The organism is Vreelandella sp. DA03-1M, from assembly GCF_055725665.1.
Genome location: NZ_CM146798.1, coordinates 704,983 through 731,946, shown reverse-complemented (window position 1 = coordinate 731,946; position 26,964 = coordinate 704,983). Strand labels below are relative to the sequence as shown.

Below are 26,964 nucleotides of genomic sequence, written 5' to 3'. Positions count from 1 at the left end.
TGAAAGATCATCCCTCATCAATTAGGAAGTAAGCCATGAGCAGCAATGCCGAACTGAACGAGCTGAAACATAAATACGTCGCTGCTGGTGCCGCAAGCCCTGCAACGGCATTCGCCGACCACGCGGAAAACGCTGAAATCTGGGACGCGGACGGCAACCGCTTTATCGACTTCGCGGGTGGCATTGGCGTACTCAACGTAGGTCACCGTCACCCTAAAGTCGTCGCGGCGGTAAAAGCCCAGCTCGATAAGCTGATGCATACCTGCCAGACGGTCATGCCTTATGAAGGCTACGTTAAGGTCGCGGAAAAGCTCAGTCACATCGTTCCGGTTCGTGGTCATGCCAAAGTCATGCTGGCCAACTCCGGTGCGGAAGCGCTGGAAAACGCGGTCAAGATCGCCCGCGCCGCTACCGGCCGCTCCAACGTTATCTGTTTCGATGGCGGCTACCACGGTCGTACCTTTTACACCATGGCCATGAACGGCAAAGTGGCGCCTTACCAGAGCGACTTCGGCCCGATGCCGGGCACCGTCTTCCGTGCGCCCTATCCAGTGCCCTACCACGGCGTGAGCGAAGATGAAGCCATTCGCGGCCTGAAAATGACGCTGAAAACCGATGCCAACCCGAAAGACACCGCGGCCATCGTGCTTGAGCCGGTGCTTGGTGAAGGCGGTTTCTACCCCGCCTCTACCAGCTTTCTAACTAAAATTCGCGAAATCTGCGATGAGCACGGCATGCTGATGATCGTCGATGAAGTGCAGTCGGGCTTTGGCCGTACCGGCAAAATGTTTGCCATCGAACATAGCGGCGTCGAGCCGGACATCATGACCATGGCCAAGAGTATGGCTGATGGCATGCCGATCTCCGCTATCGTCGGTACCGATAAAGTGATGGACGCTTCAGGCCCTAACTCGCTGGGCGGCACCTACACCGGCAGCCCCACTGCCTGTGCGGCGGCGCTAGCGGTCATGGAAGTGTTTGAAGAAGAGAACATTCTGGAGAAGAGCCGGGCCCTGGGCGACAAGCTGGCCAAGCGCTTCAACGTGTGGGCAGACAAGTTTGATTGCATCGACCACGTGCGCAACATGGGCGCGATGGCTGCCTTTGAGCTGGTGTCGAACAAAGCCGAGCATACGCCTAACCCAGAACTGGCTGCCGCGCTGTGCAAGAAAGCTCGCGAAGAGGGCTTGATCCTGCTTTCCTGCGGCATGTACGGCAACACCATCCGCTTCCTGATGCCCGTCACCATTCAAGACGACGTGCTCAACGAAGGCCTGGATATCATCGAGTCCTGCCTGGAATCTTTGACCTAAGCATTATCAATATTCAAACATACGCCGCCCAATCGGGCGGCGTTTCTGTCTAGCCAGCTTTTATCTAGTCAATGAGGCTATCGCCTCATTTCAAAGAACGTCAAACCTGACAACATCACTTGAATAAAGGCGCCAGCTGATTCAACTTTCCAACCTGATAAAGATCATGCATATAAGCATCTACTTTAGAGATCAAGTAGTTCAAGAACACAATAAAAAATATCATAGGCATAATCATCACAGGTTGATTAATCCACTCTAAAATCGACACACTAACTTCATAGTGAATGGTGTAGATACTCATGGCCGCCAATAATTGAATCAACCCACAGTTAGCAATGACGGCGACTATAAAAAAGCTTCTCAGGTTGATTGAAGGCAGCCCCGTCTTGAAGCAAAGAGCATGGCGAGCACTGGTACTACCACTTCCCTTTTTGCTCGACGAATTTAAAACCAAACCCTTTTTACGCCTTAAAAGCGGCACTCCATAAATCTCCCGCCCCTCTTTAGAAAAAGCAATCCGTAATGCTTCCACATTAAAATCATTACCGAATATATCAACAGTCTCTTTATCAAGAAGGGAGGCATCTTGATTTTCAACTGCTCTCTTTTCGTAGACGCTAAGCTTTTCGAACTGCCTGTTTTTCTTACCCGAAAGTTTAGAGCTATCATATGTATTAATATTGAAATGCATTTGATAGATTTGATACCAAGAAGTCGTCACTCCCACCAAAATCATCAAAAAAACAAGCGCTGTCAACATGATGATATCCTCGCCCCATGACTTATGTAGTTTAATGATAACTTATCTAACCCGCTTACCAACGAGTAGGCCCTAAAAAACGCGTCTCGTTGGTGTATGCAATCGAAGGGTCATCTCAAGCGATGATAGGCAGGACAGCGCGACTACCTGCAACAGGCGACTATGACCACCATTGGCGAAAGCTCCGCCAGGGCCGGTTTTTCCGCAACCCACCAGTTTCGCCACTGTGGGCGCTTAAGCGATGGCCACGGCTGATCCCGCACAGAGCTTCCGTCGCAGCGACTTCGGCTCAGTTACCGAGGCCGACGGTCTCCTTCCAAAAAGTTAACCGTAAATACCGCCTTACCATGGGTCTCAAACGACCACTTCATCACATCGCTTAATGCTGCCATTACCTCATCGAACTCGCCAAATACCTGTGTACTCATACGGTTCGGGTGCACTTCCAGCCCCGTCGCTTCCAAGCGTTTTACTACCTCTTTGACCACTGGCTTGAAATCATCGGCCAGCGGGTAATAGCTAAGCTGTACGGAAAGATACATAACGCCTCCTTATGCTGTATGAGAAGACTGACTGGTACTGGCGATACGCTGCCAGGCAGCCAATATGGCGGCACGCGTCTCATCCGGATGCTCCATCGGGAACATATGCGTGCCGGGAACCTCGCTCACCGATAACCCCTTGCGCCTCAAGCGTTTGATACGAGATGCCGTCAACAGGTGCGACTCGTTACCCGCCACCAGCTCAAGCGGCACGCCAAGCCGCTGTGGCAGGCGCGAAAGGTGATCCGGCAGATGGCGGAAAATCTCCACCTCGATACGCGGATCGAAAGTCAGTTCTGCGCTGCCGTCATCCAATAAACGGGTTCCTGCTTCAATGTAGTCGTTGAGTGCTTCCGGGGTAAAGCGGCGAAACAGACCACGACGCCCCAGCGAAGTCGCCATGACCTCTCTGCTCGGCCACACGGTGCGCCGCCCTAAGGTTTTACCCGCTGGCGTTACTCGGTCCACAAAGCCAAACCGCTTGGCGGCTTTCATCGCCCAGGCATCCGTTCCCAGCATCAACGGCGGGTCCAGCATGATCACCCCGCAAAAGCGCTCGGGCTGTTTATCGGCCGCCATGGCCATCAGCGTCCCACCCAACGAATGCCCCACGCCCAGCAGCGGTTTATCACTCTGAGGTAGGTAGCTCAGCAGCTCATCCACCAGATTGCCCCAATTGTGATTCACCGGATAATCCGGGTGGTGACCCAGGCGATCCAAAGGGTGCAGGTCAAACATCTCTGCCAGTGGGTTGAGCAAGCTGCGATAGCTCAGCCCTGGAAAACCATTGGCATGGGCAAACACTAATCGGGGGCGTGAAGCGGCATCAGCTGGCATGGCGGGGCTCGTGGGTGACAAAACGGAAAATGAACAACTCAATCTATCATACGGCTGTTTTATCGCGGGCCTGGAGGAGCGTCAATCCATAAAAGGATTAACCGGCTAATTAAAACAGCGACAGTTGATGCTCCTGGCTGCTTTCCGCCAGCCGGTACCCCACTCCCAAAAGGCGCACAGGGCGCTCGCCCCTGTCCCAACCAACGTTAAGCAGGGTTTCAAACTGTTCAAGGTTAGGCGCCGGGTCGGCGTGTTCCACGGTGGTTTGGGTAAAGTCGTTAAATTTTACTTTGACGATCAGCCCGCGCACTGCCAGCGGTGGGTCAAGGCGTGCGTAGCGGCGCTCTAAATCCTCGATCAGCGCGGGGAGCTCGCGGCGGCAGGCGTCGAGGTTGGGTAAATCCTTGGCGTAGGTCTGCTCAGTACTCACCGATTTGCGCTCACGGTGGGTTTTAACGGGGCGCTCGTCCCGCCCCCAGCTCAATTCATGCAGCCGCTTACCAAAGCGGCCAAAGTGCTCGACCAGATCGGTGAGCGTGCGGGTACGCAGGTCAGCACAGGTATGAATATCCAGCCCCGCTAACTTCTCAGCCGTACGCGGGCCCACCCCATGGATTTTCTTGACCGGCAGTTGCTGCACAAAGCTATCGACCTTATCTGGCGTGATCACGCACAGGCCGTCGGGCTTGTTCCAGTCGCTGGCGATTTTGGCCAGAAACTTATTGGGCGCGACGCCCGCTGAAACGGTGATCCCCACTTCTCGGCTGACCCGTTCGCGGATCGCTTCGGCCATTAGTGTGGCGCTACCGTGATGCAGCGTGACCTCCGAGACATCCAGAAACGCCTCATCCAGGGAGAGCGGTTCGATCAGTTCAGTCACATCGCGGTAAATGGCGAAGACTTGGCGGGCGACCTCTTTGTATTTGGCCATCTCACCGCGAATCACGGTGAGATGCGGACAACGCTTGAGTGCCTGGGCCATCGGCATTGCCGAATGAATACCAAACTCACGAGCAGGGTAGTTACAAGTAGCGACCACCCCGCGCTGCTCTACACTGCCGCCAATGGCAATGGGGATATCCCGCAGCGCGGGGTTATCGCGCATTTCCACTGCTGCATAAAAGCAGTCACAGTCGCAGTGAATGATTTTGCGCACCGGCTACCCTTCTACCTGTAAAAAACCACAGTTTATCACAGCCTCAGGTGCCGCAGAACGTTCTCAACACTTGCTCATTTTCCGTAGCAGGCGCTGCTAAACGGCGCGCTTCAACAGATTCATCGAACGGCTTAGTCACAACTGCCAATAAAGTGTGGAAAGGCGCAAAATCACCATCGTAAGCGGCATCAATGGCTTCCTGAACCCGGTGGTTGCGGGGAATGATCACCGGGTTGGCGCTTCGCATGGCGGCGGAGCGCGGGCTGTCTTGACTGGCGACTTGCTCGGCCTGCCAAGTCTCCAGCCACGCGGTCAACTCACTGGGCTGAGTCGTCAGCGCCAGCAGCGCTTCACGGTGCTCATCACTTGGCGAAAGTGCGTAGTGAGTGAGCGCATCGAAGGTGGCGGTCATATCCATCCGCCCTTGATGCATCTGGCTTTCCAGTGCTTCCATCAATGGCGCTGCTTGAGGGCTTTCCGCCGCCAAGCCGAGTTTATCTGCATGCAAGCGGAGCTGCTCCGCGCTGAACAGTGATTCGAAGCGACGAATGACGTCAGTGGCCTGCTGCACCAGCGCGTCGCCCTCTTCACGCATTAATGGCAACAGCGTTTCGGCAAAGCGCGCCAAGTTCCACTGAGCAATGGCGGGCTGGTTCTCAAAGGCGTAGCGCTTACCCTGATCGATGGAGCTAAACACCTTCTGCGGGTCGAACTGCTCCATAAAGGCGCAGGGGCCGTAATCGATGGTTTCACCGGCAATGCTGCAGTTATCGGTATTCATCACACCGTGGATAAAACCGACGCTCATCCAGCGGGCGATCAGCACCGCTTGGCGAGCCACCACGGCTTCTAACAGTGCCAAATAAGGGTCTTCCGCATTGGCGGCTTCCGGGTAGTGGCGCACAATCACATGGTCCGCCAGTGCTTTGAGCAAGGCTTCGTCCCGCTGCGCAGCGGCAAACTGAAAGGTGCCCACGCGAATATGGCTGCTCGCCACGCGGGTAAAGACGGCGCCGGGCTCGGCCATTTGCCGCACCACCCTCTCGCCGCTGGTGACGGCCGCAAGGGCTCGAGTGGTGGGAATACCCATCGCGGCCATAAATTCGCTGACCAGGTATTCACGCAGCACCGGGCCTAGCGGCGAACGACCATCGCCACCGCGAGAAAACGGCGTGCGGCCGCTGCCTTTTAGCTGCACATCGCGGCGCACGCCGCTCTGGTCGATCACCTCACCCAGCAGCAACGCACGGCCATCGCCCAGTTGCGGCACGAAGTTGCCGAACTGGTGACCTGCGTAACCTAATGCGCCCGGCTGAGAACTCGGCATGGGCTGATTACCGCTAAACCACTGGGCCAGCGTTTCGGAGTCAGGTATCTCTTTGGCGCCTAGCTCATGGGCAAGCGGGGCATTAAACGCGATCAGCTCGGGTTGGGCCACGGGCGTTGCTTGGGTGGCAACCCAAAGGGGTTCCGGTAACGTGGAATAGAGATGTTCAAATGACAGCACGATAGGCTCCGCTTCTAATTGCTATGGTTAGCTAATACCCTAGCATTCTACTCAACTAAACGCCGAGGCGATGTTGCCAAACATGCCAAATGTTAAAGAGAGCGTACTGACGCCACTGCCCAGAGATTTTTATAACCGCGACACGCTAGAAGTGGCGCGTGACATGCTCGGCTGCTGGCTGGTGCGTGAGCATAACGGTGAGCAAATGGCGGCAAGAATCGTCGAAACCGAGGCCTACTGCGGTGCTGAAGACACCGCCTGCCATGCCCATCGGCGCCGCTCGCCGCGCACCGAAGCAATGTTCGGCCCTGCGGGTCACGCCTATGTCTATCTCGTTTACGGCATGCACTGGCTGCTAAACGTGGTGACTGAACCGGAAGGCTCGCCCTGCGCGGTGTTGATTCGTGCAGTAGAGCCCACCGTTAACGAAGCCGCCATGCGCGCCACCCGCCAAGCTTTAGGTAAACAGCTCAGCAATGGCCCCGGCAAGCTCACTCGTGCAATGACGATCGATAAAGCGCTGTATGGTCACGATATGACCCAGGCTGACAAGCTCTGGATTAGCACAGCAACCCACGACGCCTCGATAGTCAGTGGCCCACGTGTGGGCATCGATTACGCCAAACCCGAGCACCGCGATGCGCCATGGCGGCTCTGGTTGGAAGATAATGCGTGGGTATCGAAGGCGCGCTAGTGCTGAACAGGACTAAGTGCCCTGCAAACAGCGAACTGCCTGCTCCAGCACTGGCGTCAACGGCGCGCGCCACTGATGGGTCAATAGCGCATCTGCCCTTGTGACGCCGAGCGAGAGCGACGCCAGCGGGATACCCCGCTCATGGGCGGCGCGGCAGAAACGGTAGCCTGAAAACACCATCAACGAGGTGCCCACGGCCAGCACCGCCTCCGCCTCGGCCAGCGCTACCTGGGCTGCCAGCCGCCGTTCGGCGGGCACCACATCGCCGTAGAACACCACATCAGGCTTTAAGATACCGCTGCAGCGCGGGCAGTCGAAAATACGAAACGTGCTGAAATCGGTTTCCAGGTCGGCATCGCCATCCGGAGCGTGCCCCGCCTGCAAACCAGTAAAGCTCGGATTCATGCGCGCCATTTCGGCATGCATGGCATGGCGCATCATTTGGTAGTCGCACACCATGCACTTCACCATATCCGCCCGGCCATGCAGGTCGATCACCCGTCGCGAACCAGCCCGCTGATGCAAACGGTCAACGTTTTGGGTCACTAACTGCTGGATATAGCCACGTGACTCCAGCGCGGCCAGCGCACGGTGCGCACCGCTGGCCTGGGCTTCGCGCATAGCGCTAAAGCCAATCAGCGCCCGCGCCCAGTAGCGCTGACGAACGTGATGAGAACTCATAAAGTCGCCATGCTGCACCGGGGGCGGCCGCTTCCACTGGCCATCCGCATCCCGATAGTCCGGAATGCCGCTGTCGGTACTTACGCCCGCACCGGTAATCACCCACAGTTTGGGGTTCTGTTGAATAAACGCTGCCAGCTCCTCACCCGCCTGGGCAACGCTATTTACTATTTCCACGGCCTGCGTCAATCGTTCACCTCTAGGCAATCTTGCTCAAACTCAACGATACTGTATGACAACCAACGCCTGCGCAATGCACAACGGCACCTCATTTTAAGGAGCATATGATGCAACAGTCTGAGCAACGTTCTGGGCAGCACGACCATGATGTCATCATTGTCGGCGGCGGTATGGTCGGCGCCGCGCTGGCAGCGCGCTTGGGCCAAACCGGCTTTTCTGTCGGGCTGGTGGAACAGGGCGATGCCCCCACCCCGCCCAGCGGCGATTATGACCTGCGCATCTCATCGCTCAATGCGCGCTCGCTGGCATTTATCAAAGCAAGCGGCACCACTCTGCCGGAAGAGCGTAGCTGCCCGTTTCGCCATATCGATGTTTCCAACCAGGATGGCACCGGCCACTCTCTGTTTTCCGCTGAAGATAGCGGCATGGAAGACTTCGGCATCTTTATCGAAAACCGCACCCTGCAGTATGCGCTATGGCAACGCCTGGAACAGCTGCCCAGCGTCACCTGCTACACCCAGTGCGCGCCGTTAAGCACCGTCTCGGCGACGAACAGCCGCCTACTGGAACTGGATAACGGCAAAACCCTAAGCGCCCGACTGATTGTCGGCGCCGACGGGGCAACATCGACGCTGCGTTCGCTGGCCGGCATTAGCGTGACCCGCTATGACTACCATCAGCGGGCAATGATCATTAACGTGGAAACCGAACTGCCCCAGCAGGATGTCAGTTGGCAGGTGTTTACCCCCACCGGCCCGCTAGCCATGCTACCGCTGCCCGGCCAGCGCGCCTCATTAGTGTGGTATGACCGCGACGAAACAACCAAAGCCCGCGAACAGCTTGACGATGACGCACTGACAGCGGCCATCGAAATGGCCTTTCCCAAGCGCCTGGGCAAAATCACTCGCATCGTGGCGCGGGCCAGCTTTCCCATCAAGCGCCAGCACGCCCAGCGCTATATCGGCAAGCGCCTGGCGCTGATTGGCGATGCCGCTCACGTGGTGCACCCGTTGGCAGGCCAGGGATTGAATATCGGCCTTCACGACGCCGATACGCTTGCCGAGATCATCATCAAAGGCCGCGATCCAGGTGACCCGATTGACCTACTCCGCTTCGAGTGCCAGCGTCGCGTCGCCAACCAGGCCATGATCGCCGCCACCGACAGCTTTCACCACCTGTTTACCGGTGCCAAGCCGCTGCGCCAGCTAGGCGATCTAAGCCTGCAAATTGCCGAGCGCTTCCCGTTCGCCAAACGCATGATGATGCAACAAGCCAACGGCTTGAATCCATTCAAAATGCGCTAGGGCTGTTTATGCTTCAGAACTGACTATGCTGAGGGGATGGCCACTGCCTGTGGTCACTAACAATCACAATAACCCCTCATTTAAGGCAACCCTATGGCATCTACACGGCAAACGCTGTTCACGGCAACCCTCTGTTCCGGCCTTGGCTTCCTTCTGGCTTCACCCCTGTGGGCCTGGGATGGCGTCGTTGAGAAACAGACCTTCGAAATGGACAGCTTCACTACCCAGGGCGGTGAGACGATTCCTAACGTCACGGTGGGCTGGGAAGCCTACGGCGAGCTCAACGACGCCCGCGATAACGTCATTCTGATTACTCACTTTTTCTCAGGTACTAGCCATGCGGCAGGCCGCTATGAGGCAGATGGGCAGCCGACCGGCTACTGGGATGCGATCATTGGCCCCGGTAAACCACTCGATACCGATGAGTACTACATCATCTCCTCGGATACGCTGGTCAATCTTGGCGCTAATGATCCCAACGTCACCACCACCGGGCCCGCCTCCATCAATCCCGACACCGGCGAGCCCTGGGGCATGGATTTCCCGGTCGTTACCATCCGCGACTTTGTCGAGGTACAGCGCGAGCTACTGGAGAGTCAAGGGATTGAATCGCTGCATGCGGTGATGGGTGCTTCGATGGGCGCGCTACAGGCCATCGAGTGGGCCAGCGCCTACCCAGACCGAGTCGAACGGCTAATCTCAGTGATTGGCGGCGGCGTTGCCGACCCCTGGCTGCTGGCCACGCTAAGCGCCTGGGCAGCGCCAATTCGACTGGATGCCAACTGGAATGAAGGTAATTACTACGACGGCGAGCCGCCCACCGACGGCCTAAAAGAAGCACTGAAACTGGTCACTCTCAACGCCAACCACTGGCAATGGGCCAACGAAACCTTTAACCGCGACTGGGCCGATGAAGCGCGCGACCCGGCTGAGGATATCAATGCCCGCTACGCCATCGAGCAAACCCTGGATGACGTTGCCGCCGCCCGTGCCGAGACGTCCGATGCCAACCACCTGCTCTACCTGGTGCGCGCCAACCAAACCTTTATGGCGGGCCACGGCGACTCGCTAGAGGAAGGGCTTGCCGCCATCGAAGCACCGACTCTAATGCTGTATAGCGAAAACGATCTTGTCTTCGCTCCCCAAGGCGTGCGCCGCACTGCCGAGTTGATTGAAGCAGACGGCACCGACGTGACGCTTGAAACCCTGGAAGGCAATCGAGGCCACTTGGATGGCGTTGTTTCCATCGACCAAGCGAGTGATACGTTGCGAGAGTTTTTGCAGTAAGGGGGGGGGGAGCGCTGGCTTTTAGACTAAAGCCAGCGTTTATCACACCAGCGCCGCTTTTTTTGCCATCATTTTGATGCATTCATTGCAGACCAGCTCAAGTGCGGCCGATACGACGCAATCGGTGAAACCCCTACAAGCTCAACCTTAAAATCCCAAAAACAGCATATCCAACGCCGCAGAAATCTCGTCTTGCTGCTCAGCAAGGCTACCTGCAATAAAACGCAATTCGCTTTCAGGCACAGCAGCCATGTACTGAGTCGCCATGACAACCTCTTGGCCCTTAACGTTGAACACCGGGTTTAGCCTCTGAGCAGGAGACGGTGCCGAGGATTTGGGCAGCAGTGGCACGACCACTCGAGTGTTCAAGCCACTGAGAAGATCTGTCTGAACATCCAGCAGATAGCCATCCCCACCCTTATTTTCAAAGATATCGAAACGGGCCATTAGAACTGACGGTGCCGTGCAAGAGGCAATCCATTCGCTTCAACGTATGCATTCGAGCTTGCAAGGGCTGTGGCATTATCCTCCAACCACTGCTTCTGCTTATGCAGCTTCACCGCCTCCGCAATCCCTGCCTCTGCTGATCGTGAAACATTGATTCCCAGCGCTTTGGCCTCTTTTAGAAGGGCACTATCTAGCGATAAGTTCGTTGGCTTGCGTATGGATTTGCTCACTTCGGCGGCTTGCATGATTCACTCCTCGCACATAACAATGCACTTACTATATGCGCATATTTATATCTCATCAATGTTGTGCGGCGCCAAGCTCAGAGCTACCCCGTAGATCAGCCATACTTCATTAAACTGGATAGTCTGACTGTCTTTTTCTCGGGCTAGCTTCGCCTTCTTTATACTGAAGAAGGTAGAAGGTTTTAACATCCTGCCGTTACCCATGCGCTCAGGCGAAACGCCTACTGAGCAACCCCTGCATGGCATTGCCGCCGCTCGCATTACTGCTCTGATTGAAGTGGGCGGCACCGGTAACCCAGGAAGGCAATCGAGGCCACTTGGATGGTGTTGTTTCCATCGACCAAGCCAGCGATAAGTTGAGAGTTTTTGAAGCAAGGGCTTGAGCGCTGGCTTTGAGAGAGCCAGCGCTCTGACTCAATGAATAGGCGGATTAACTACCGAGCCTAATGCAAGCGTCCTTCCACATATTTATGAAGAATGCTGGCATCTTTCTTGAGCATCGCCTCAGCATACTGCTGATGCTTTGCATTTCTGTCTTCAACATCTGTCGCTCGCTGCAACTCTCCCGCATCAAATGCGTCCAGAATATCCTGCTCTTCTTTATTCCACTTACTCATTGCGAATCACCCAAATAGGCCTGGATTGCGCTAGCGTCTCCGCTGTCCTGATTTGTGAGCAGAAATATCCTTGAGGCCACCGGAAACATACTTGTGCAGAACACTGGAAACCAGAGACTGGTATGGCAGTCCCTCTTCCAACGCTCGGCGCTGAAGCGCTTCCAGATCCCGACTGGAAATACGAATGTTGATACGTTTGTCTTTCTTGAACGTTTCTTCCGCTGCCTTCGTGAGATATTCCCGACGATCAGCATTCAGATCCGATTCAAACTCCTCGGAATCATATGCCTCAAGCAACTCTTGCTCTTCAGGCTCTAATTTAGTCCTAGCCATATTGCCCTCCTAGAAATTTCTTGGTGGCCTTGCGACTGGGAATAATCGTTTTGAGAAAAATTTCTCTCTCATTCTCGACGTACGGTGCCAGCCAAGCGTAACCATCAATCCGAATCACAAACAGTCGCTGATTCGGATACCTATCCCTGTTGGGATGAGGCCCATCATCAAGCAAGCCACCAGACTGAAGAGCAAACAGGACATCTTCGAAGGAGACGCCACGCTCGCTCATCAACTGCTGGTTTTTTTCAGCATTCCAGTTAATTTGCTTCATGGGACGAGTGTAGCAAAGCGTGTGCCTATTGGCATCTTGCTAGCGCGAAGCACAGTGGAACAGGGATATTAGCGGCTAGCGTTTTCCTCGGCCACCTGACGAAGCGCATCAACAAGCACATCGGCGGGCTGGGCACCCGAGATCAGGTAGCGTCCATCGAGAATAAATGCTGGTACGGCGTTTACCCCTGCCTCCATAAATCGCTGCTCTGACGCGCGAACTTCGTCTGCGTACTGATCAGACCGGGCGATGGCCTCGGCGGCGTCGCCATCAAGCCCAACCTCAATGGCCTTCTCCCGCAGAACCGCTGGGTCGGCGGGGTTTTTCGCCTCACCGAAGTAGGCATCAAACAGTGCCAACTGCAGGGGCGTCTCTAGGTTTTGCGTTCCAGCCCACGCCAGCACGCGGTGGGCAGCGAAGGTATTGTTCGCACGTCGCTCCAGGGCACCACGGAAATTCAGCCCAAGCTCTTCGGCGGCGGCCATAATCTCGCGTTGGGACTGCTCCATGCTGGCAGCATCCTTGCCGTACTTGCGGCACAAGTGCTCCAAGATCGGCTCGCCCTCAGGCGGCATATCGCGGTTGAGCTCAAAAGGCTGCCAGACCAGCTCAACGTCGATCTCGCCATCAAGGGTTTCTAGCGCTTGCTCCAAGCGCCGGTAGCCGATCGCGCACCACGGGCAGGCTACATCGGACACTAGGTCGATTCTTACCTTTTGCATTTTGTTTACCCCTTCGACATATCCCAAAATTCGATCAAACTAAAGAAAGCATGGTACGTGTATATAGTGAGTAACGGCAGTACTGATAAAGAGACCACCATGGAAAAAGCAGCGTTAGCGTTAAGCACCCTATTACTTATCAGCGGGTGCGCTCAAAACAGCAATCCCTCTTCAGCAGACGCTGCCGACTCAGGTGCGTCAACCGAATAAAGCGAGCACCACCACCAGATAACCGATCAATGGGTCGGCCGATGGACTGGCGTTGAAGGATTATTCCTGGAAATCAGCAAGGACGATCCTGAAGGCCCGGGCCATTATCTCCTTCACATGCGCTACGGCCTGGATGCCGATCAAATCGGCAACTTCGAAGGGCAGGCCACCGCCGAAGGCATTCGCTTCAACCGCGAGGGCGGTCAACAACTGCTTCGAGCGGGCGACGGCGAAGCCACCGGCATGAAGTGGCTATTGGAAAAGGAAGACTGCTTGGTAGTCGCAACAGGTGAAGGCTACTGCCGCGACTGACCTACGCGATGGTCACTCACGGAGCTGGGATGAAATCGGTTAATCGCCCCGCCAGTTCAGAGAAGTGGCCCGTTTTATCCAGGGTGTACTTAAACCACCACTGCTTTAAGCGGCAACCAGCCTCTTTACCTTAAGCTCTTTGCGATGCTGTTCGGCATGCCAAAGCTCGTATTGGGACTGCTGGTTCAGCCAGCTTTCCGCAGAAGTATCAAACGCGATAGAAAGCCGCACAGCCATTTCAGGGCTAATACCCGCCTTGCCGTTCAGCACGGCACTGAGCGTTTTGCGAGTTACACCCAGCGCTTCGGCAGCGGCTGTCACAGTAAGGCCTAGAGGCTCCAAGCAAAGCTCGCGTAATACTTCACCAGGGTGGGGTGGATTGTGCATCAACATTGGCGCTATCTCAGAGGTAATCTTCGTAATTCACGATCTCGGCATTAGTATGGGACACATCAAAAAGAGTCGAGAAACTTGCTATGCCAGTTCAGCAAAGTGGCCCGCTTTATCCAGGGTGTATTCGCCAAAATCCCGCGCCAGGTAAAGCGAGCCCGAATAGACGCGCAGGGCCTCCTTTCGGATGTCCTCAATGGCAGGCGACGCAAGGGGGTGGAGCTGGTAACGGGGGCTGAAGTGCGTCAGCACCAGGTTGGGAAGCTGTACCGATTCGGCAAATGCGCCGACAAGCTGGGCGTAGCTATGCCCGACATCTCCGGCCTTCTGTGCCATCTCTTCGGTGTAGGTGGCTTCATGCACCAGCACCTGGGCCCCCGCGCACGCGTCAAACAACAAGTCAGGCTGATCATTGTCCCCAGCGATCACGACTTTTCTCGGCTTATGCTTGAAGATCAGGTAATCATGGCTTTTTAACCGCTCACCCTCGAACTCAACATCAAACCCTTGCTTCAACTGCCCCCACAACGGCCCTCTCGGAATCCTCTTTTGCGCTAGCTTATCTACATCCAAGGCGGCGTCGACCTTTGTCTCCGTAAACCCATAAGCATAGGACGGTGCCCGGTGTGAAAGCCTGTGAATGGTAACCGCAATGCTCCCAAACTCAACGCTGGGCAGCTCGTCTGAGTCGATAAACTCCAAAGTGAAGGGTAAACATAGCTGCGTGGCCTCACAGGTGGCCTCCAACCACGCCTTGATACCTGCGGGTGCCACAATGGTCAGGGGCGCTTTCCGGCCGCCCATTCCCGCACTCGCCAATATACCCGGCAGCCCATAGCAGTGGTCACCGTGCACGTGGGTAATAAAGATGGCTTTCAAAGAATGGAACGACAGCTTGGTGTGCAAGACTTGATGCTGGGTGCCCTCACCACAATCGATTAGATACCAGCCTTTGCCCTTGCTCTCTCGCAAAGCGATTCCGGAAACGTTTCTGGTTTTAGTGGGTACGCCGGCGGAGGTGCCGAGAAATAGTAGGTTCATATCGCTTCCATGCTCTCTTTTTAGAACCCCAAACCTGGGTTGCAGGCATATAGACTTCCAATAAGTTCGGTTTCTCGGACTTTTTTCGACAGGAGGATCAGAAGCAACGATAGCTACCGTTAAGCGGCTTCAAAATCCAATGGGTGAAGGTCGTCCAAATTAATTGTGCTGCGAGCCATCCATAGGTCATACATATCCTGCATCGCCAGCCAGCTTTCTGGGGTGCGCCCAAGCACTTTGGATAGACGCAAAGACATTTCGGGGCTAATGCCGCTATCCCCCTTGAGCAACCGCGACAGCGTGGAAGGTGAAACCCCCAAACTGGACGCAAGCTGACGGGAACTAATACCAAAGGGTTCCAAGTAAACTTCCCGAATAAACTCGCCTGGATGCGGCGGATTATGCATCGTCATCAGTGATAATCCTCATAATCAAGAATGTAGGCGTTGCCGTCCCGAAATTCGAACGTCATGGGCCAATTTCCGTTGATCCAAATCGACCATCGCCCCTTGTCTTTCCCTTTCAACGGGTGGAGCCGAAAACCTGGGATATCCATATCTTCTACTGAAATAGCTGTATCCAGAGCAGCAAGCTGCATACGCAGCTTCTTGGCATGATCCGCCTGTATGCCAGCGGTGCTGCCACTAGCGTAGAACCGCTTCAGTCCTTTGTGACGGAATGATTTAATCATGAAGAAACTATAGCCTGTTGCGCACCAAGCAACAACCAGAAATCTCCTGCTCACGCCTAAGGCTGCGCTTCTCGCGCCATTTCAATGAAGGGGCCAATAGATTTACCTAAGATTGCAATACCCGCATCGTGCGGCGAAGGAAGGTTATAGCGACTGCTTGCAGCACCATTTAACGAGTAAGCATAACCGTCAATGTTGACGATTAGGAATATAGAGTCAATGCATTCAAGAATTACACGATCCGCTCGAAACGGCCAGTCACCTTTGAAATCACTGCGCTCTACAATGCGAGTTTGGCAGTCACTATTCAGGATTTCACTATCGGTACGGTTTACCCAACTTTCCTTTTTGCTTTGTAGTACTTTCACTGAGCGCCGATAGTCTTTTTGGCCAAGCTCTTCATCACGCAGGTTTCGGAAGTTGGAGAAAGCAACCGCCGATTGTCTGATGTATTTTTTCGGATCGGTGTGATCACCAATCGTAAACTGCAATGCAATAGCGCGGACAAACCGCTCCAATCGCCCGACTAGAAGTGAATTAATACGCGGGTAGTATTCTCGATACAGCAGTTCGGTATCGGCAAGATAAGGTACGGGGGACTCTATACGTGACTCTAACTCTCTCCATTCTGCCTTCGGGTCAACCGGGTCGCGATGACTACCAGCAACAACATCGAGGTTATAGTAGCGCCCAAACCGGCCAAAGAGTGAGAGAATACTAATTGCATCTGTTAAATGCTGATCTGTCGTGAGAGCGTAAAATTCAGCACTTACGAATGGCCGGTTGCGGCCTCCATAGTAGTTCTGCCAAATCTCGTGCTTAATATCATTTAAGTTGTGACCAAGGCTCTTCATAAAGTACATATCTGGAAACGCACCAGTTCGGCCATGATGAACAATAGAGATAAAACATTTCATTAATCGCTCAAGGCCGCTGGCAATCAGTTGATGTGGCACATGATAGAAATCGTTGTCGATGGTGATTTCCTGAAGGGCTCCAAAACCATCGACTAGCAGTTGATTCGCATTGCGCAATTCATCAATCAGATGAATAAGGCGAGTTTGTTCATCAGTCATCAATTCACCGTTCGGCCATTGGGTTAGTCCAGAGTGATATTTTCAAGGGGGCATTTGCGACTGGCAAAAGATCCGGCTCTACAAGTTACAGAGCCGATTGAGTGGGCAATGCAATGAATACGAAGCAGGTTAACAGTTGAGTTCAGAGACGCATGTAAGCGCGTTCTTTGCAATCAAAGGTTAGCCGCCGAAAAGGCTTCTGTGAGGCAGGCCACAACCCTATCAGCGCTCGCTCCGGTGGAATCAAGATCAGGGTCATAGATAGTGACCTCCATGCCGACGCATTTGGGTGATGAGAGGAGTTTCGTTAAGAGCGTGGCGATCACTGCAAAGGATGGCCCCTCTGGTTCCGGGCAATCGACGGCTGGCATTTCCAAAGAGTCAATTACATCTAGATCGAGATGGATCCAAAAGCCATCGGTGTTTGCTGTCGTCGTCTCCAGCACGTCATCACTTATCTCTGCGCCACGCTCCATGAGCTCCTGACTTGTGGTAATGCTGATCTGTCTGGCTGCGAGTTCATCAAGATATTCGTCGCTAGGGCGCACACCGACAACGTGTACGTCTTCATGACGCAAATAGGGGCCCAATCCATCAAGATTAATCAGACGCGCATCTCCATGCCCAGTCACGATGGCGAGGTCTTCTCCTGCCGCTGTCTCGATTTCCGGCGCGTTTTTTGGATGCCGAAAATCACCGTGAGCGTCCAAAAAGACCAGTCCATAACGCCCGCGGCGCTTCAAGGCCAGCATGGAGCCGAGAAGAATACTGCAATCGCCACCCAACACTAAGACTTTGCGATGCGTTTTTATAATGGATTGGATACGGTTCGCCAACAGAACTGAGTAGCTGGCAAATCCTTCAGCATTACGATCTCCATCGCCTGGAGTCCACTGAGAACAGTATCGAGGCGGCACCAGACTACCGCCATCATCAGCGCCTATTGCCTTCAGCAATCCACGATCCCGAAGTGCCCAAGGCAACTTATAGCAGCCAGGTACGACACCATCTTCAGGAGGGCGTAAACCAAGATTCGATGGTGCGTCGAGAATCATAACGTTTCGTTTAGTAATGCTAAACTCCCAGTTCGACGGCTAACAGTGGTTATACGAAGACTGCATCACCTCAATAAAAGTCCCGAAGTGTTTATTGAGATTATGTAGCTACCCAATTAAAGGTGACGCAAAGGTAGTTCGCTTGAGGTTGTGAATGCCACAGGCGACTTTATGGATGAGCCAGTCCAGCCTGTAGCTTTCGAAACGACCATTCAGACTAGAAGGCGAGTTTCAAGGCTTGTAACGCGTCAACGCAATACCGCAAGCGATCAAGCCTGAAGAAACAAACCGCCATACGCCAAAACCTTCTTTCAGAATGATGGTGGAAATCAGCGCTGCGAACAGCACGCTGGTTTCTCGTAGAGCCGATACCATGCCGAGTGGAGCATAAGCCATGGCCCAGATAATAATCCAGTACGCACCGACCTGCATTCCACCGCCAACAATGGCTGGAGCCAAATTGCTGGATATAACTCTTTTTATCTCCTTGGCTTTCCACGTCAGAGCAATCGCAAACGTCAGCAAGCCGTTGCCGAGGGTCAATAAAACCGCAAAACCGAGCACCGAGCCAGCTTGTCGTGCACCTAGGCCACCCACCAGCGTGTAGGAAGCGATAAAGGCACCCGTGCCGAGCGCAAGGAGGATAGCGCGGGGGTTCCTGGTGATACCGGTGCTTGTTTCAAACGCTAGCGACATCACGCCCACCCCAAGAAACAGCACGCCGAGTAACGGGAGAAAGCCCAACATTTCACCAGCGAATGCGGCTGCACCAAGGGTAACGAGTAATGGCGCCGATCCACGCGCTATGGGATAGACCTGGCCGAAATCGCCATAGTGGTAAGCCATGGGCAGGCAAAAGTGATATGCGGTATGAATCAAGATGGCCAAGCCAAGCAGCGGCCAACTGGCAGGATCGGGGAGCGCCACGAAAGGCAGGGCGAGCGCAGAAACCAGACTGCCCAATAAAGGTGATCACCGCCATGACGGCTATTCTGTCGCCACTCACTTTAACGATCGCATTCCAGCTTGCGTTAAAGATGGCAGCGAGCAGTACAATCATTGTTATTTCTAGGCTCATATCACCGTATCCTTGAGCGGCAGGATGCTACGTTAAGAAAAACTAGTTTCCCCAGCATAGTCCAAATTACTATGCACGCAGGTGGCTGCACTCGCCAGTAAGCCCGGCAGCCCATAGCAGTGGTCGCCGTGTACGTGGGTAATCAAGATGGCTTTCAGCGAATGGAACGATAGCTTGGTGTGCAAGACCTGATGCTGGGTGCCCTCACCACAATCGATCAGGTACCAGCCCTTCCCCTTGCTTTCGCGCAACGCGACGCCGGGGACGTTTCTTGTTTTAGTGGGTACACCGGCGGATGTTCCTAGGAACAGTAAGTTCATATCTTTTACGTGCTCTCGCTTTAAGACCAAGGCGGCGAATTGCCAGTCAGCTAAATTTAAAGAGTACTTTTACGATAATTAGTAGGCAGACATTGATGCAATTGAGGTCTATATACATACGGCAAGCTTGGCCGATGCAGCTTGCGATTATAGCATTTAACCCCCAATTCTTGACGCCGCTAGCAGGGGCCAAAAAACCAGAGCGAAGCGGCGGTTTTTGGTTCCACTGGCTGGCCTGGTTAGCTTTCTGGTAAGTCCAAGTCGTTTGCTTCCGCAGCATTTTTTATTAGCTCTCGGTAAGACATTCTCGACACCTTCCCACCCTTTGTTGAAACTAGGTGGCCTAGGTCATGATCATCCCCGACAGGAAAATGATCAGTTTTTGCTGGGCAGTTGATAATTCCTACAACCTGACCAAGAATTCCAACAATTAAACCAAGATTGGAAGGGCCTGGAATTGCTAAAACGAAAGAGCTTTCCAGATGACTTGCCAAGAACTGATAGAGCTGGTGATCTTCCTTGTCTTTTTCTTCAACAAGAAATGGCCAAAACCAGCCTTTCGTTGTAAAGCCTTCAAAATCTTTCCTGTCTGCAGTACTTCGATCAAAACTCGTTAGCTTACGTATTTCATTATGGTTTACGTTGTTTCTAAACAAATCACCATAGATGAAATAACCAGCAGACAGAGCCACTTTTGCTGTAAATCTCATTCGAGAATAAACATCCAATTTAAATGTACTTAGGAATTTCTCGCCAGACACTTCACTTTCATCCAGATTTCGACGATCAATTGGTGAAAAGATCTCAATTTTTTCTTTTTTAAAAGCGACTTGAACAGGTTTATTTGAGAAGAATAGCTTTGATTTCTTTGCAAGCGGAAAAGGCTGCTTATTCGAGTGACCTCTCGCATCGTATTCACGCCTTGGAAATGACATAAAAAAATCATTAGCAATAGCAGCATCAACATTCGAACCCATAGTTGCATTGGCTTGTGAGTCAACTTGTATTTCGAAGCCGTTCGCACCACCCAATGACAAGGGGATGATGTGCTCCCGATTCATGTCTGCTTGATCAACTTCTTTATCTAAATAAATACAATACATGTTCATTCTTTCGTGTAGTTAACGCCGCTAACAGCGGCCAAGTGTAGCGAGATCCAACCCCGAAGGGGAGCTGCTGCTTGGCTTTGTTATACGACTATTACTTCGCGTCACGATCTTGAATGCCTTTCAGCTTGTCAGCAGGAAGATTGTTGTAAATTTCATCAATCTCTCTAGCCTGGATTTCTCATAGTACCTCAGCCAGTACCGCACTCAGGCTGTAACACCGCTAAACACCTACTGGCTCGACTTACATCGGCTACTTTTTAACCACTTTCCGTCCTTCAGACACACTTCCCCCTTTCCCCCATTGCGTCGGGCCGGGGGCGCCCGAGCAGTCAGTTCGGCACCAACCGCCTGACCAGATCGGATAGCGCCGTTTTATAGGGGTAGCTGTCACTCATCAACACCCGGATGCGGCGCGTATTGCGGAGGATGACCGCGCCTACTTTGATGAGCTTGAGCCTCAGGTTGCTTGGACTCATGCGCGCGAAGGGCGTGTGCTTCAGGTAAGTCCGTAACCGCTCGAACAGCGTATAAGCGAAGCCCGACAAGATCAGCCGCCACTGATTGGCCCACCAGTGCGTGCTGGAGGTCCGGTCAGCAAACAGGCTCAGTTGTTGATCCTTGATCCGGTTCTCCATGTCACCCCGGGCACAGTACTGCTCGTAGTAAAGCTTGAAGCCGTCATCGTAACGAGAGCTGATGATAAACCGGGGATTAGAGCCTAACTCACCTTCTTCTAGGCGGGCCACCACCCAGCGTGGGTATTTCCAGGAGCGGGCTTGATACTGGAAGCGGAACGTCCCCGCTACTTTCCCTCCCACCTGCCATTGGGTCTTGCGCACCAGCATCATGGGGACGTCCACTTCCTTGAGCAGCCGGCTGTTCTTTGCGATTCCCACGATGTAGTCGACGTGATGCCGATCACACCAGTTCAGCATCCGGGGACGACAAAAGTGGCTATCACCTCGTAACACGATGCGCGTATCGGGCCAGTATTGACGGATAAAGCGTACCAGTAAGGCGAGGATCGCCCAGCTATGGCGGCTGTCGCTGCGGTCACTGGTGCGCAGATAGCTCACCAGTAAGTGGCGCCCACAGAAGACATACAGTGGGAAGTAGCAGTGGTGATCGTAATAACGGTTAAAGAACTTGCCGGGTTGCTCGCCATGCACGGGGATGTCGGTGCCATCAAAGTCCAGCACGATCTCCTTGGGTGGTTCGTCATGCTGTTCAATGAAGTGATGCCACAGCAACTCATGGGCCTTCACTATTGCTTGCCGATCGGCGTTCTGCTCCACCCGGCACAGCGTCGACTTGCCTGCCAGCGTATCCTCTTCACCGAGCGCTGTCTGAAGGGCCTGATCATAGCGCAGGGCCTCATGGTCGTTGAAATCTTCATAGCCAGCGGCGACACCGAACACCCGCTGACGAACCAACGTGTCGAGCTTATGACGAACCTGTTCCGGTGAGCGGGGATCATGAAGCACGGCGGCCAAGCGGCGTGTTAGGCGATGCTGTTTATCGACTTCACGAAGCAGGAGTAATCCGGCGTCCGACGTAATGTGGCCCCCGGAGAAGTCGGCTTCAATTTGGCGGCGAGAGAGTGGCGAGAAGGTCAGCTTTTCAGGTACCATTTTGGAAGCGGCTGTTGGTGTTGGTTTTTGGTGTAAGGCCCTGAAACGTTAACACTTTCAGCCGCTTTCTTTTATACCCTGTGAGAAATCCGGGCTAGGCTCGGTTATCATTTTATGAGCAATGAAATTCACAAGTCTAAAGAGTTGATTCGCAGTATCGCGGTCATCATTAAGGTCGATAGTGCCTGGATGTACAGCGTCATTACCTATAACCCGAACGCTATCGAGCGCTTCCTGAACTTTTGGCGGTAAGCCCGCTTGAACAAGAGTTTTAATGTCTGCATTAATATTTTTCCCCGGCTGGCCCAAGTGTGCACAAAGTTTTTGTATTCCGAGGCGAAGCAATGCAGCTGATCCTCTAGCCCGGATTTCTCACAGGGTATAAAAGAAAGCGGCTGAAAGTGTTAACGTTTCAGGGCCTTACACCAAAAACCAACACCAACAGCCGCTTCCAAAATGGTACCTGAAAAGCTGACCTTCTCGCCACTCTCTCGCCGCCAAATTGAAGCCGACTTCTCCGGGGGCCACATTACGTCGGACGCCGGATTACTCCTGCTTCGTGAAGTCGATAAACAGCATCGCCTAACACGCCGCTTGGCCGCCGTGCTTCATGATCCCCGCTCACCGGAACAGGTTCGTCATAAGCTCGACACGTTGGTTCGTCAGCGGGTGTTCGGTGTCGCCGCTGGCTATGAAGATTTCAACGACCATGAGGCCCTGCGCTATGATCAGGCCCTTCAGACAGCGCTCGGTGAAGAGGATACGCTGGCAGGCAAGTCGACGCTGTGCCGGGTGGAGCAGAACGCCGATCGGCAAGCAATAGTGAAGGCCCATGAGTTGCTGTGGCATCACTTCATTGAACAGCATGACGAACCACCCAAGGAGATCGTGCTGGACTTTGATGGCACCGACATCCCCGTGCATGGCGAGCAACCCGGCAAGTTCTTTAACCGTTATTACGATCACCACTGCTACTTCCCACTGTATGTCTTCTGTGGGCGCCACTTACTGGTGAGCTATCTGCGCACCAGTGACCGCAGCGACAGCCGCCATAGCTGGGCGATCCTCGCCTTACTGGTACGCTTTATCCGTCAATACTGGCCCGATACGCGCATCGTGTTACGAGGTGATAGCCACTTTTGTCGTCCCCGGATGCTGAACTGGTGTGATCGGCATCACGTCGACTACATCGTGGGAATCGCAAAGAACAGCCGGCTGCTCAAGGAAGTGGACGTCCCCATGATGCTGGTGCGCAAGACCCAATGGCAGGTGGGAGGGAAAGTAGCGGGGACGTTCCGCTTCCAGTATCAAGCCCGCTCCTGGAAATACCCACGCTGGGTGGTGGCCCGCCTAGAAGAAGGTGAGTTAGGCTCTAATCCCCGGTTTATCATCAGCTCTCGTTACGATGACGGCTTCACGCTTTACTACGAGCAGTACTGTGCCCGGGGTGACATGGAGAACCGGATCAAGGATCAACAACTGAGCCTGTTTGCTGACCGGACCTCCAGCACGCACTGGTGGGCCAATCAGTGGCGGCTGATCTTGTCGGGCTTCGCTTATACGCTGTTCGAGCGGTTACGGACTTACCTGAAGCACACGCCCTTCGCGTGCATGAGTCCAAGCAACCTGAGGCTCAAGCTCATCAAAGTAGGCGCGGTCATCCTCCGCAATACGCGCCGCATCCGGGTGTTGATGAGTGACAGCTACCCCTATAAAACGGCGCTATCCGATCTGGTCAGGCGGTTGGTGCCGAACTGACTGCTCGGGCGCCCCCGGCCCGACGCAATGGGGGAAAGGGGGAAGTGTGTCTGAAGGACGGAAAGTGGTTAAAAAGTAGCCGATGTAAGTCGAGCCAGTAGGTGTTTAGCGGTGTTACAGCCTGAGTGCGGTACTGGCTGAGGTACTATGAGAAATCCAGGCTAGGGGAAAGATTAAAAATAGCTCTCGCTTCGTCATAGTCTGCTTTAATATTTGCAGGAAGGTCTTCATTTGGTGGTTCCGCAGACAAATTTAGCGGAAATATAATGACCTCACCATGCCAGATAGTTGGGAAATCACAGTGTTCACAATAAGATATCATGAATCGGCCATCTTCCCTTTGGCCACCATACCCAGAAGCATCAGTTGACCCTCGCATGTAATACCAATGTTGTTTAGTGAAAACATGGCAACTTACACAGTTAAATGCCTCTCCACGCAAAAACGGGGTGATGTATTTACCTTTCAAATTCGTACTCCAATTCTAGTATTCGTATAACGCAGAGCTTTGCGGCAATTTTGTAGCCGCGAAGCGGTGGCGAAATTGTCCGACAACAGCGAATTGTTAGCTACAGCAATATGTATAAACCAGCACCCAAACAAGATAAGCTGATTACCCGCTGCGTCCACAAAGTAGATGTTAAAGAGTCTGGATCTCGACCAGCCTTCAATATTTCGTTTGAGGTTCCTTGCACACGAAATGATTGTACCCCGGCACTAAGACCTACAATAATTAAGATCACACCCAATATAGCCATGTTTCTTTACCTCTGAACCAAATATACACCCAAAGCAAATATGCCGAGCGAGAAAACGAAAAGCCCAAGAAAGTGCTCATTGACGGCAGTTTTCCCGGACGCTTCATCAGAGGAAGACTTGGTGATTTTACGAAATGCCACCAAGAATCGAAAATTCTGTATCAGACCAACGCCTCCGAAAACTATCAGGAGAATTCCGACGGCTTTAAGCATGCTCAACCTCCCTTATAGCTAACAGTGATTACACAGAAGGCTGCATAACCTTAATGAATAAACACGCCCGCTTATTCATTAAGGTTATGTACCCAGCTCATTTGACTCTATCCCACTGATTCGCCTTAAGGCAAAGAAAAAATAGGAGGCATATCCCAAAGTCGTGTGCTGGATCATTTTGCTCTGCCTAATCATGCAGCTTAAAAAGCACTACTACGCTGGGGGAATCAGACCTACGACGCTGATTAGACTAATCAAGGCAAAGCGTAAAATAGCGGGTTTGAGTTGCAGCCCGGCCAAAACTGCTCCTATCTAAGTCCCACACACATCAGTTCCCCACCAAACCACTGCTGCTTGAGCCCCCGCTGCTTTTCCAGAAGCAGCGTCAGATACTCGTGCAATGGGTGGGCAGATGGCAGCCCGGCAAGATGTTTGCGCAATCGCCGTTGGTAGGGAAACTGCTCGGCGGGCACGTGCAACGGCGTGGCATGCTGGATAAGCCATTCGATGGAGGGCAGCAGCAAGTGGGTGGCGTTGCTGTCGAGGGCTAACGTAACGCCCTTTACGTCGAAGTCACCGGCGTAGATATGTGTTCGGCGGGTTTTGTGCCAAGCATCCGCCAGTAACGCAAAGCCGCCGCCGTAGTGGCTGTCACCACGATAGACTACCAGCGGGTTAATGTAGCCGCTTAGTGCTGGTAATTCTGGCGAGAACTCATAGAAGCTATCCAGGTTTTCGACCTGGATTAGAGCACTGAACGCGCTCAGCTTTAGGCCGAGTACATCCACATCACGAATAGCGCGTGGTTCGTTGGCAAGCCCTGCTATTGGCTGGGGCGGAAAGCTGACGAGTACCCGCCTTGCGCGGGGACTTTCGCGGGTTGCTTTGTCTTCTTCTACGCCCTCCTTCGCCTGGGCGCTGCTGGTCAGGCCACTGAGGGAGCGGCCTAGCGGGGCTATTCGGGCGCTTTCTAACACCTCATCAATTTGCGCCAACAAGGCGGCGTCAAAACGCAGCGCTTTACTGTTGATTCGCGAGGCCAGGTCAATGTCGTGCTGGTGGCACCAGGCCACTACGTCGTCTACCCATTGGCGACGCGGCTTCTCCACCGCGGGCTGGCGGAGAAGTTCGCGGGCGACGCCGTTAAGGCCATTGCGTGCGCGGCTGGGTAGATTCATACGGCCAGCTGCAGTTCTACATCGTGGATCAGGCGCAGGTGATTGAATTGGCTCGCTTGGCTCTCCTGCTGTTTGAGTCGAAATGCCTTCTGATCGCTGCGCGGCAGGCCTTGGTATTCGGAAATCACCTGGAAAAGCCATATCTCATCCGGCCACTCCAGCGGGCTTGCGTGTAGGTACTCAAGGGCGCTGACCGGCGCCGCCTGGGGCTGGTCGATCACGCTTAAATAGAAGTGTTCCACATCCTGCTTGAGCGCCTGCTGGCGGGCAGCAGCGAGGCTGCTCTCTTGGGCTTGGGCAGGCGCCGCGGCTTCCACCGTTTGCGTGGTGTGGCGCGGCTGGGGTAGCTGGTGCAGCAGTTCGGCGAGCAACCGGCTATCCAGGTTGCGATCCAGCGCCGGGGCGGCCGCCGCGCTTAGCGGTGCGGCTTGATTGACCAGCCCTGGCACCTCGCTGCGCCGTGCATAGTTGCCCGGCACAAAGCCGGGGTGTTCGCGCATAAAGGCGGCCATGCCGCTGATCAGGCGGCTGCGCGCCTGCTGCTTGCGAAAGCGTGCCATCAGTTCGATCAAGCGCCGCTGCACTTCGCGCAGGCCGGTGTAGTGGTGGCTTAACTGCTGCTGTAGCTGGCTGATCAAAAGCTTGCGCAGGCTGCCGTCACTGCCCACTAGTTCGATCAGCTCGTCGAAGTCGATCAGCGCCAGGCCATCCAGCAGCCTAGCAATCTGCTTCTGGGCGCGGTCGTTTTCGCGGATCTTGTCGTTGAGCTGACTGACGAAACCAAAATCGCTATTCAGCCGCTGCCATAAGCTGTCGATGGCATCGGCGAAGCGCCCGTTCAGGTCGTCGACTTCCTGACGCAGGCGCATCAACTGCTGCTCCAGCCGCCAGTGTTCGCCGCGGCTGCGCGCTTCCCGGTAGCTGTGTACCAGGGCGCGAATCAGCTCCAGAGTTTCCGCTACATCGGCGTTCACATGGCGGCGGGTCTCGTCGGCGAGCATCTCGGCGATCAGTTCGCGCACCTTGGGCGCCAGCTTTACGCCGCTCTGCTCATCCGGCCGCCATAGAATGCGCGCCGCAAGCAGCTTGCGCAGCGCGCTGTCGCTGAGCGATTCCAGCGGCACTTCATCGCGGGTGTAGGCTTGCATCAGTGCATCGGCGTGCTTGCCGAGCAGCGCCAGCCGTTCGCTGCCGGTTTTTAGCAGGCGGCTTTCCAGAGCGTGTTCTCCATTAGAACCCATA

At 54.1% G+C, this 26,964-nt stretch carries 30 protein-coding genes and 1 pseudogene; 6 read left to right on the top strand and 25 right to left on the bottom strand.

Annotation, left to right across the window (positions count from 1 at the left end; genetic code table 11):
- Positions 1–35 precede the first annotated feature (35 nt).
- The gene (gabT, locus tag ACXUPB_RS03490; protein WP_472955384.1) at positions 36–1,313 is read left to right on the top strand and encodes a 4-aminobutyrate--2-oxoglutarate transaminase; all 1,278 of its coding nucleotides are present in this window, start codon (positions 36–38) and stop codon (positions 1,311–1,313) included.
- 115 nt (positions 1,314–1,428) lie between these two features.
- On the opposite strand, the gene ACXUPB_RS03485 is transcribed toward gabT, so the two are convergent.
- From ACXUPB_RS03485 to ACXUPB_RS03465, 5 genes are all read right to left on the bottom strand, one after another.
- Complete coding sequence (locus tag ACXUPB_RS03485) at positions 1,429–2,076, bottom strand: hypothetical protein (RefSeq protein WP_472955381.1); 648 nt, start codon at positions 2,074–2,076, stop codon at positions 1,429–1,431.
- A gap of 293 nt (positions 2,077–2,369) precedes the next feature.
- Positions 2,370–2,618 carry a YkoF family thiamine/hydroxymethylpyrimidine-binding protein gene (locus ACXUPB_RS03480; protein WP_186254914.1) on the bottom strand — a complete coding sequence of 83 codons (249 nt, stop codon included), beginning with the start codon at positions 2,616–2,618 and terminating at the stop codon, positions 2,370–2,372.
- A 9-nt stretch (positions 2,619–2,627) separates the two neighbouring features.
- A complete protein-coding gene (locus tag ACXUPB_RS03475; RefSeq protein ID WP_472955380.1) occupies positions 2,628–3,455 on the bottom strand; it encodes an alpha/beta fold hydrolase in 828 nt (275 codons plus the stop codon).
- A gap of 109 nt (positions 3,456–3,564) precedes the next feature.
- Complete coding sequence (dinB, locus tag ACXUPB_RS03470; RefSeq protein WP_472955378.1) at positions 3,565–4,611, bottom strand: DNA polymerase IV; 1,047 nt, start codon at positions 4,609–4,611, stop codon at positions 3,565–3,567.
- A gap of 43 nt (positions 4,612–4,654) precedes the next feature.
- Positions 4,655–6,118: a protein adenylyltransferase SelO gene (locus tag ACXUPB_RS03465; RefSeq protein ID WP_472955376.1), complete on the bottom strand. Its 1,464-nt coding sequence runs from the start codon at positions 6,116–6,118 to the stop codon at positions 4,655–4,657.
- Between the two features lie 82 nt (positions 6,119–6,200).
- Between ACXUPB_RS03465 and ACXUPB_RS03460 the strand changes: the two genes are divergently transcribed.
- Positions 6,201–6,812 (top strand): DNA-3-methyladenine glycosylase, encoded by a 612-nt coding sequence (locus ACXUPB_RS03460; RefSeq protein ID WP_472955374.1) that lies wholly within the window; start codon positions 6,201–6,203, stop codon positions 6,810–6,812.
- Positions 6,813–6,824: 12 nt separating this feature from the next.
- On the opposite strand, the gene ACXUPB_RS03455 is transcribed toward ACXUPB_RS03460, so the two are convergent.
- Positions 6,825–7,682, bottom strand: coding sequence for an NAD-dependent protein deacetylase (locus ACXUPB_RS03455; RefSeq protein WP_472955372.1), 858 nt, complete (start codon positions 7,680–7,682; stop codon positions 6,825–6,827).
- 98 nt (positions 7,683–7,780) lie between these two features.
- On the opposite strand from ACXUPB_RS03455, the gene ACXUPB_RS03450 reads away from it, so the two are divergent.
- Positions 7,781–8,977 carry a UbiH/UbiF/VisC/COQ6 family ubiquinone biosynthesis hydroxylase gene (locus tag ACXUPB_RS03450; protein WP_472956678.1) on the top strand — a complete coding sequence of 399 codons (1,197 nt, stop codon included), beginning with the start codon at positions 7,781–7,783 and terminating at the stop codon, positions 8,975–8,977.
- Between the two features lie 93 nt (positions 8,978–9,070).
- Positions 9,071–10,264: an E22 family MetX-like putative esterase gene (locus ACXUPB_RS03445; RefSeq protein ID WP_472955369.1), complete on the top strand. Its 1,194-nt coding sequence runs from the start codon at positions 9,071–9,073 to the stop codon at positions 10,262–10,264.
- Between the two features lie 147 nt (positions 10,265–10,411).
- Here the strand turns inward: ACXUPB_RS03445 and ACXUPB_RS03440 are convergent, their stop codons facing one another.
- The 6 genes from ACXUPB_RS03440 to ACXUPB_RS03415 all read right to left on the bottom strand — a co-directional run bounded on the left by ACXUPB_RS03440 (position 10,412) and on the right by ACXUPB_RS03415 (position 12,902).
- Positions 10,412–10,711, bottom strand: a complete 300-nt coding sequence (locus ACXUPB_RS03440) for a CcdB family protein (RefSeq protein ID WP_472955367.1) — start codon at positions 10,709–10,711, stop codon at positions 10,412–10,414.
- A complete protein-coding gene (locus tag ACXUPB_RS03435) occupies positions 10,711–10,956 on the bottom strand; it encodes a type II toxin-antitoxin system CcdA family antitoxin (protein ID WP_472955365.1) in 246 nt (81 codons plus the stop codon). The genes ACXUPB_RS03440 and ACXUPB_RS03435 overlap by 1 nt, the downstream gene beginning before the upstream one ends.
- Before the next feature lie 443 nt (positions 10,957–11,399).
- On the bottom strand, positions 11,400–11,573 hold the full coding sequence (locus ACXUPB_RS03430; RefSeq protein WP_200897106.1) for a hypothetical protein: 174 nt from the start codon (positions 11,571–11,573) through the stop codon (positions 11,400–11,402).
- A 30-nt stretch (positions 11,574–11,603) separates the two neighbouring features.
- Positions 11,604–11,906, bottom strand: coding sequence for a CopG family antitoxin (locus tag ACXUPB_RS03425; RefSeq protein ID WP_035564496.1), 303 nt, complete (start codon positions 11,904–11,906; stop codon positions 11,604–11,606).
- Positions 11,899–12,180: a BrnT family toxin gene (locus ACXUPB_RS03420; RefSeq protein WP_472955364.1), complete on the bottom strand. Its 282-nt coding sequence runs from the start codon at positions 12,178–12,180 to the stop codon at positions 11,899–11,901. The genes ACXUPB_RS03425 and ACXUPB_RS03420 overlap by 8 nt, the downstream gene beginning before the upstream one ends.
- Positions 12,181–12,248: 68 nt before the next feature.
- Positions 12,249–12,902 (bottom strand): DsbA family oxidoreductase, encoded by a 654-nt coding sequence (locus ACXUPB_RS03415; protein ID WP_472955362.1) that lies wholly within the window; start codon positions 12,900–12,902, stop codon positions 12,249–12,251.
- A gap of 327 nt (positions 12,903–13,229) precedes the next feature.
- Here ACXUPB_RS03415 and ACXUPB_RS03410 point away from each other — a divergent pair, with 327 nt between their 5' ends.
- Positions 13,230–13,424 carry a hypothetical protein gene (locus tag ACXUPB_RS03410; protein WP_472955360.1) on the top strand — a complete coding sequence of 65 codons (195 nt, stop codon included), beginning with the start codon at positions 13,230–13,232 and terminating at the stop codon, positions 13,422–13,424.
- A 105-nt stretch (positions 13,425–13,529) separates the two neighbouring features.
- Here ACXUPB_RS03410 and ACXUPB_RS03405 read toward each other — a convergent pair whose 3' ends face one another.
- The 11 genes and pseudogenes from ACXUPB_RS03405 to ACXUPB_RS03355 all read right to left on the bottom strand — a co-directional run bounded on the left by ACXUPB_RS03405 (position 13,530) and on the right by ACXUPB_RS03355 (position 22,124).
- Positions 13,530–13,817, bottom strand: coding sequence for a HigA family addiction module antitoxin (locus ACXUPB_RS03405; protein ID WP_472955358.1), 288 nt, complete (start codon positions 13,815–13,817; stop codon positions 13,530–13,532).
- Positions 13,818–13,898: 81 nt separating this feature from the next.
- The gene (locus ACXUPB_RS03400) at positions 13,899–14,855 is read right to left on the bottom strand and encodes a ribonuclease Z (RefSeq protein ID WP_472955356.1); all 957 of its coding nucleotides are present in this window, start codon (positions 14,853–14,855) and stop codon (positions 13,899–13,901) included.
- Between the two features lie 119 nt (positions 14,856–14,974).
- Positions 14,975–15,268, bottom strand: a complete 294-nt coding sequence (locus ACXUPB_RS03395) for a HigA family addiction module antitoxin (protein WP_088700604.1) — start codon at positions 15,266–15,268, stop codon at positions 14,975–14,977.
- Complete coding sequence (locus ACXUPB_RS03390; RefSeq protein WP_472955353.1) at positions 15,268–15,546, bottom strand: type II toxin-antitoxin system RelE/ParE family toxin; 279 nt, start codon at positions 15,544–15,546, stop codon at positions 15,268–15,270. The genes ACXUPB_RS03395 and ACXUPB_RS03390 overlap by 1 nt, the downstream gene beginning before the upstream one ends.
- Before the next feature lie 56 nt (positions 15,547–15,602).
- A complete protein-coding gene (locus tag ACXUPB_RS03385; protein WP_472955351.1) occupies positions 15,603–16,622 on the bottom strand; it encodes a hypothetical protein in 1,020 nt (339 codons plus the stop codon).
- Between the two features lie 173 nt (positions 16,623–16,795).
- Positions 16,796–17,677 (bottom strand): arginase family protein, encoded by an 882-nt coding sequence (locus tag ACXUPB_RS03380; RefSeq protein WP_472955348.1) that lies wholly within the window; start codon positions 17,675–17,677, stop codon positions 16,796–16,798.
- Between the two features lie 231 nt (positions 17,678–17,908).
- Entirely contained in the window at positions 17,909–18,640 is a 732-nt protein-coding gene (locus tag ACXUPB_RS03375; RefSeq protein ID WP_472955346.1) for an EamA family transporter, read from the bottom strand.
- Positions 18,641–18,838: 198 nt separating this feature from the next.
- A pseudogene (locus ACXUPB_RS03370) lies at positions 18,839–19,075 on the bottom strand (MBL fold metallo-hydrolase); the annotation flags it as partial.
- A 239-nt stretch (positions 19,076–19,314) separates the two neighbouring features.
- Positions 19,315–20,178 carry an HNH endonuclease gene (locus tag ACXUPB_RS03365; protein ID WP_472955344.1) on the bottom strand — a complete coding sequence of 288 codons (864 nt, stop codon included), beginning with the start codon at positions 20,176–20,178 and terminating at the stop codon, positions 19,315–19,317.
- A 335-nt stretch (positions 20,179–20,513) separates the two neighbouring features.
- Entirely contained in the window at positions 20,514–21,815 is a 1,302-nt protein-coding gene (locus ACXUPB_RS03360; protein WP_179917458.1) for an IS1380 family transposase, read from the bottom strand.
- A 57-nt stretch (positions 21,816–21,872) separates the two neighbouring features.
- Complete coding sequence (locus ACXUPB_RS03355) at positions 21,873–22,124, bottom strand: DUF4145 domain-containing protein (RefSeq protein ID WP_472956676.1); 252 nt, start codon at positions 22,122–22,124, stop codon at positions 21,873–21,875.
- A gap of 147 nt (positions 22,125–22,271) precedes the next feature.
- On the opposite strand from ACXUPB_RS03355, the gene ACXUPB_RS03350 reads away from it, so the two are divergent.
- Positions 22,272–23,573, top strand: a complete 1,302-nt coding sequence (locus tag ACXUPB_RS03350) for an IS1380 family transposase (RefSeq protein ID WP_472954311.1) — start codon at positions 22,272–22,274, stop codon at positions 23,571–23,573.
- Between the two features lie 1,279 nt (positions 23,574–24,852).
- Here ACXUPB_RS03350 and ACXUPB_RS03345 read toward each other — a convergent pair.
- Both ACXUPB_RS03345 and ACXUPB_RS03340 read right to left on the bottom strand, forming a co-directional pair.
- Positions 24,853–25,722: a DUF7281 domain-containing protein gene (locus ACXUPB_RS03345; protein ID WP_472955342.1), complete on the bottom strand. Its 870-nt coding sequence runs from the start codon at positions 25,720–25,722 to the stop codon at positions 24,853–24,855.
- Positions 25,719–26,963 carry a hypothetical protein gene (locus ACXUPB_RS03340; protein ID WP_472956674.1) on the bottom strand — a complete coding sequence of 415 codons (1,245 nt, stop codon included), beginning with the start codon at positions 26,961–26,963 and terminating at the stop codon, positions 25,719–25,721. Before ACXUPB_RS03340 ends, ACXUPB_RS03345 begins: the two co-directional genes overlap by 4 nt.
- Position 26,964: the final 1 nt, after the last annotated feature.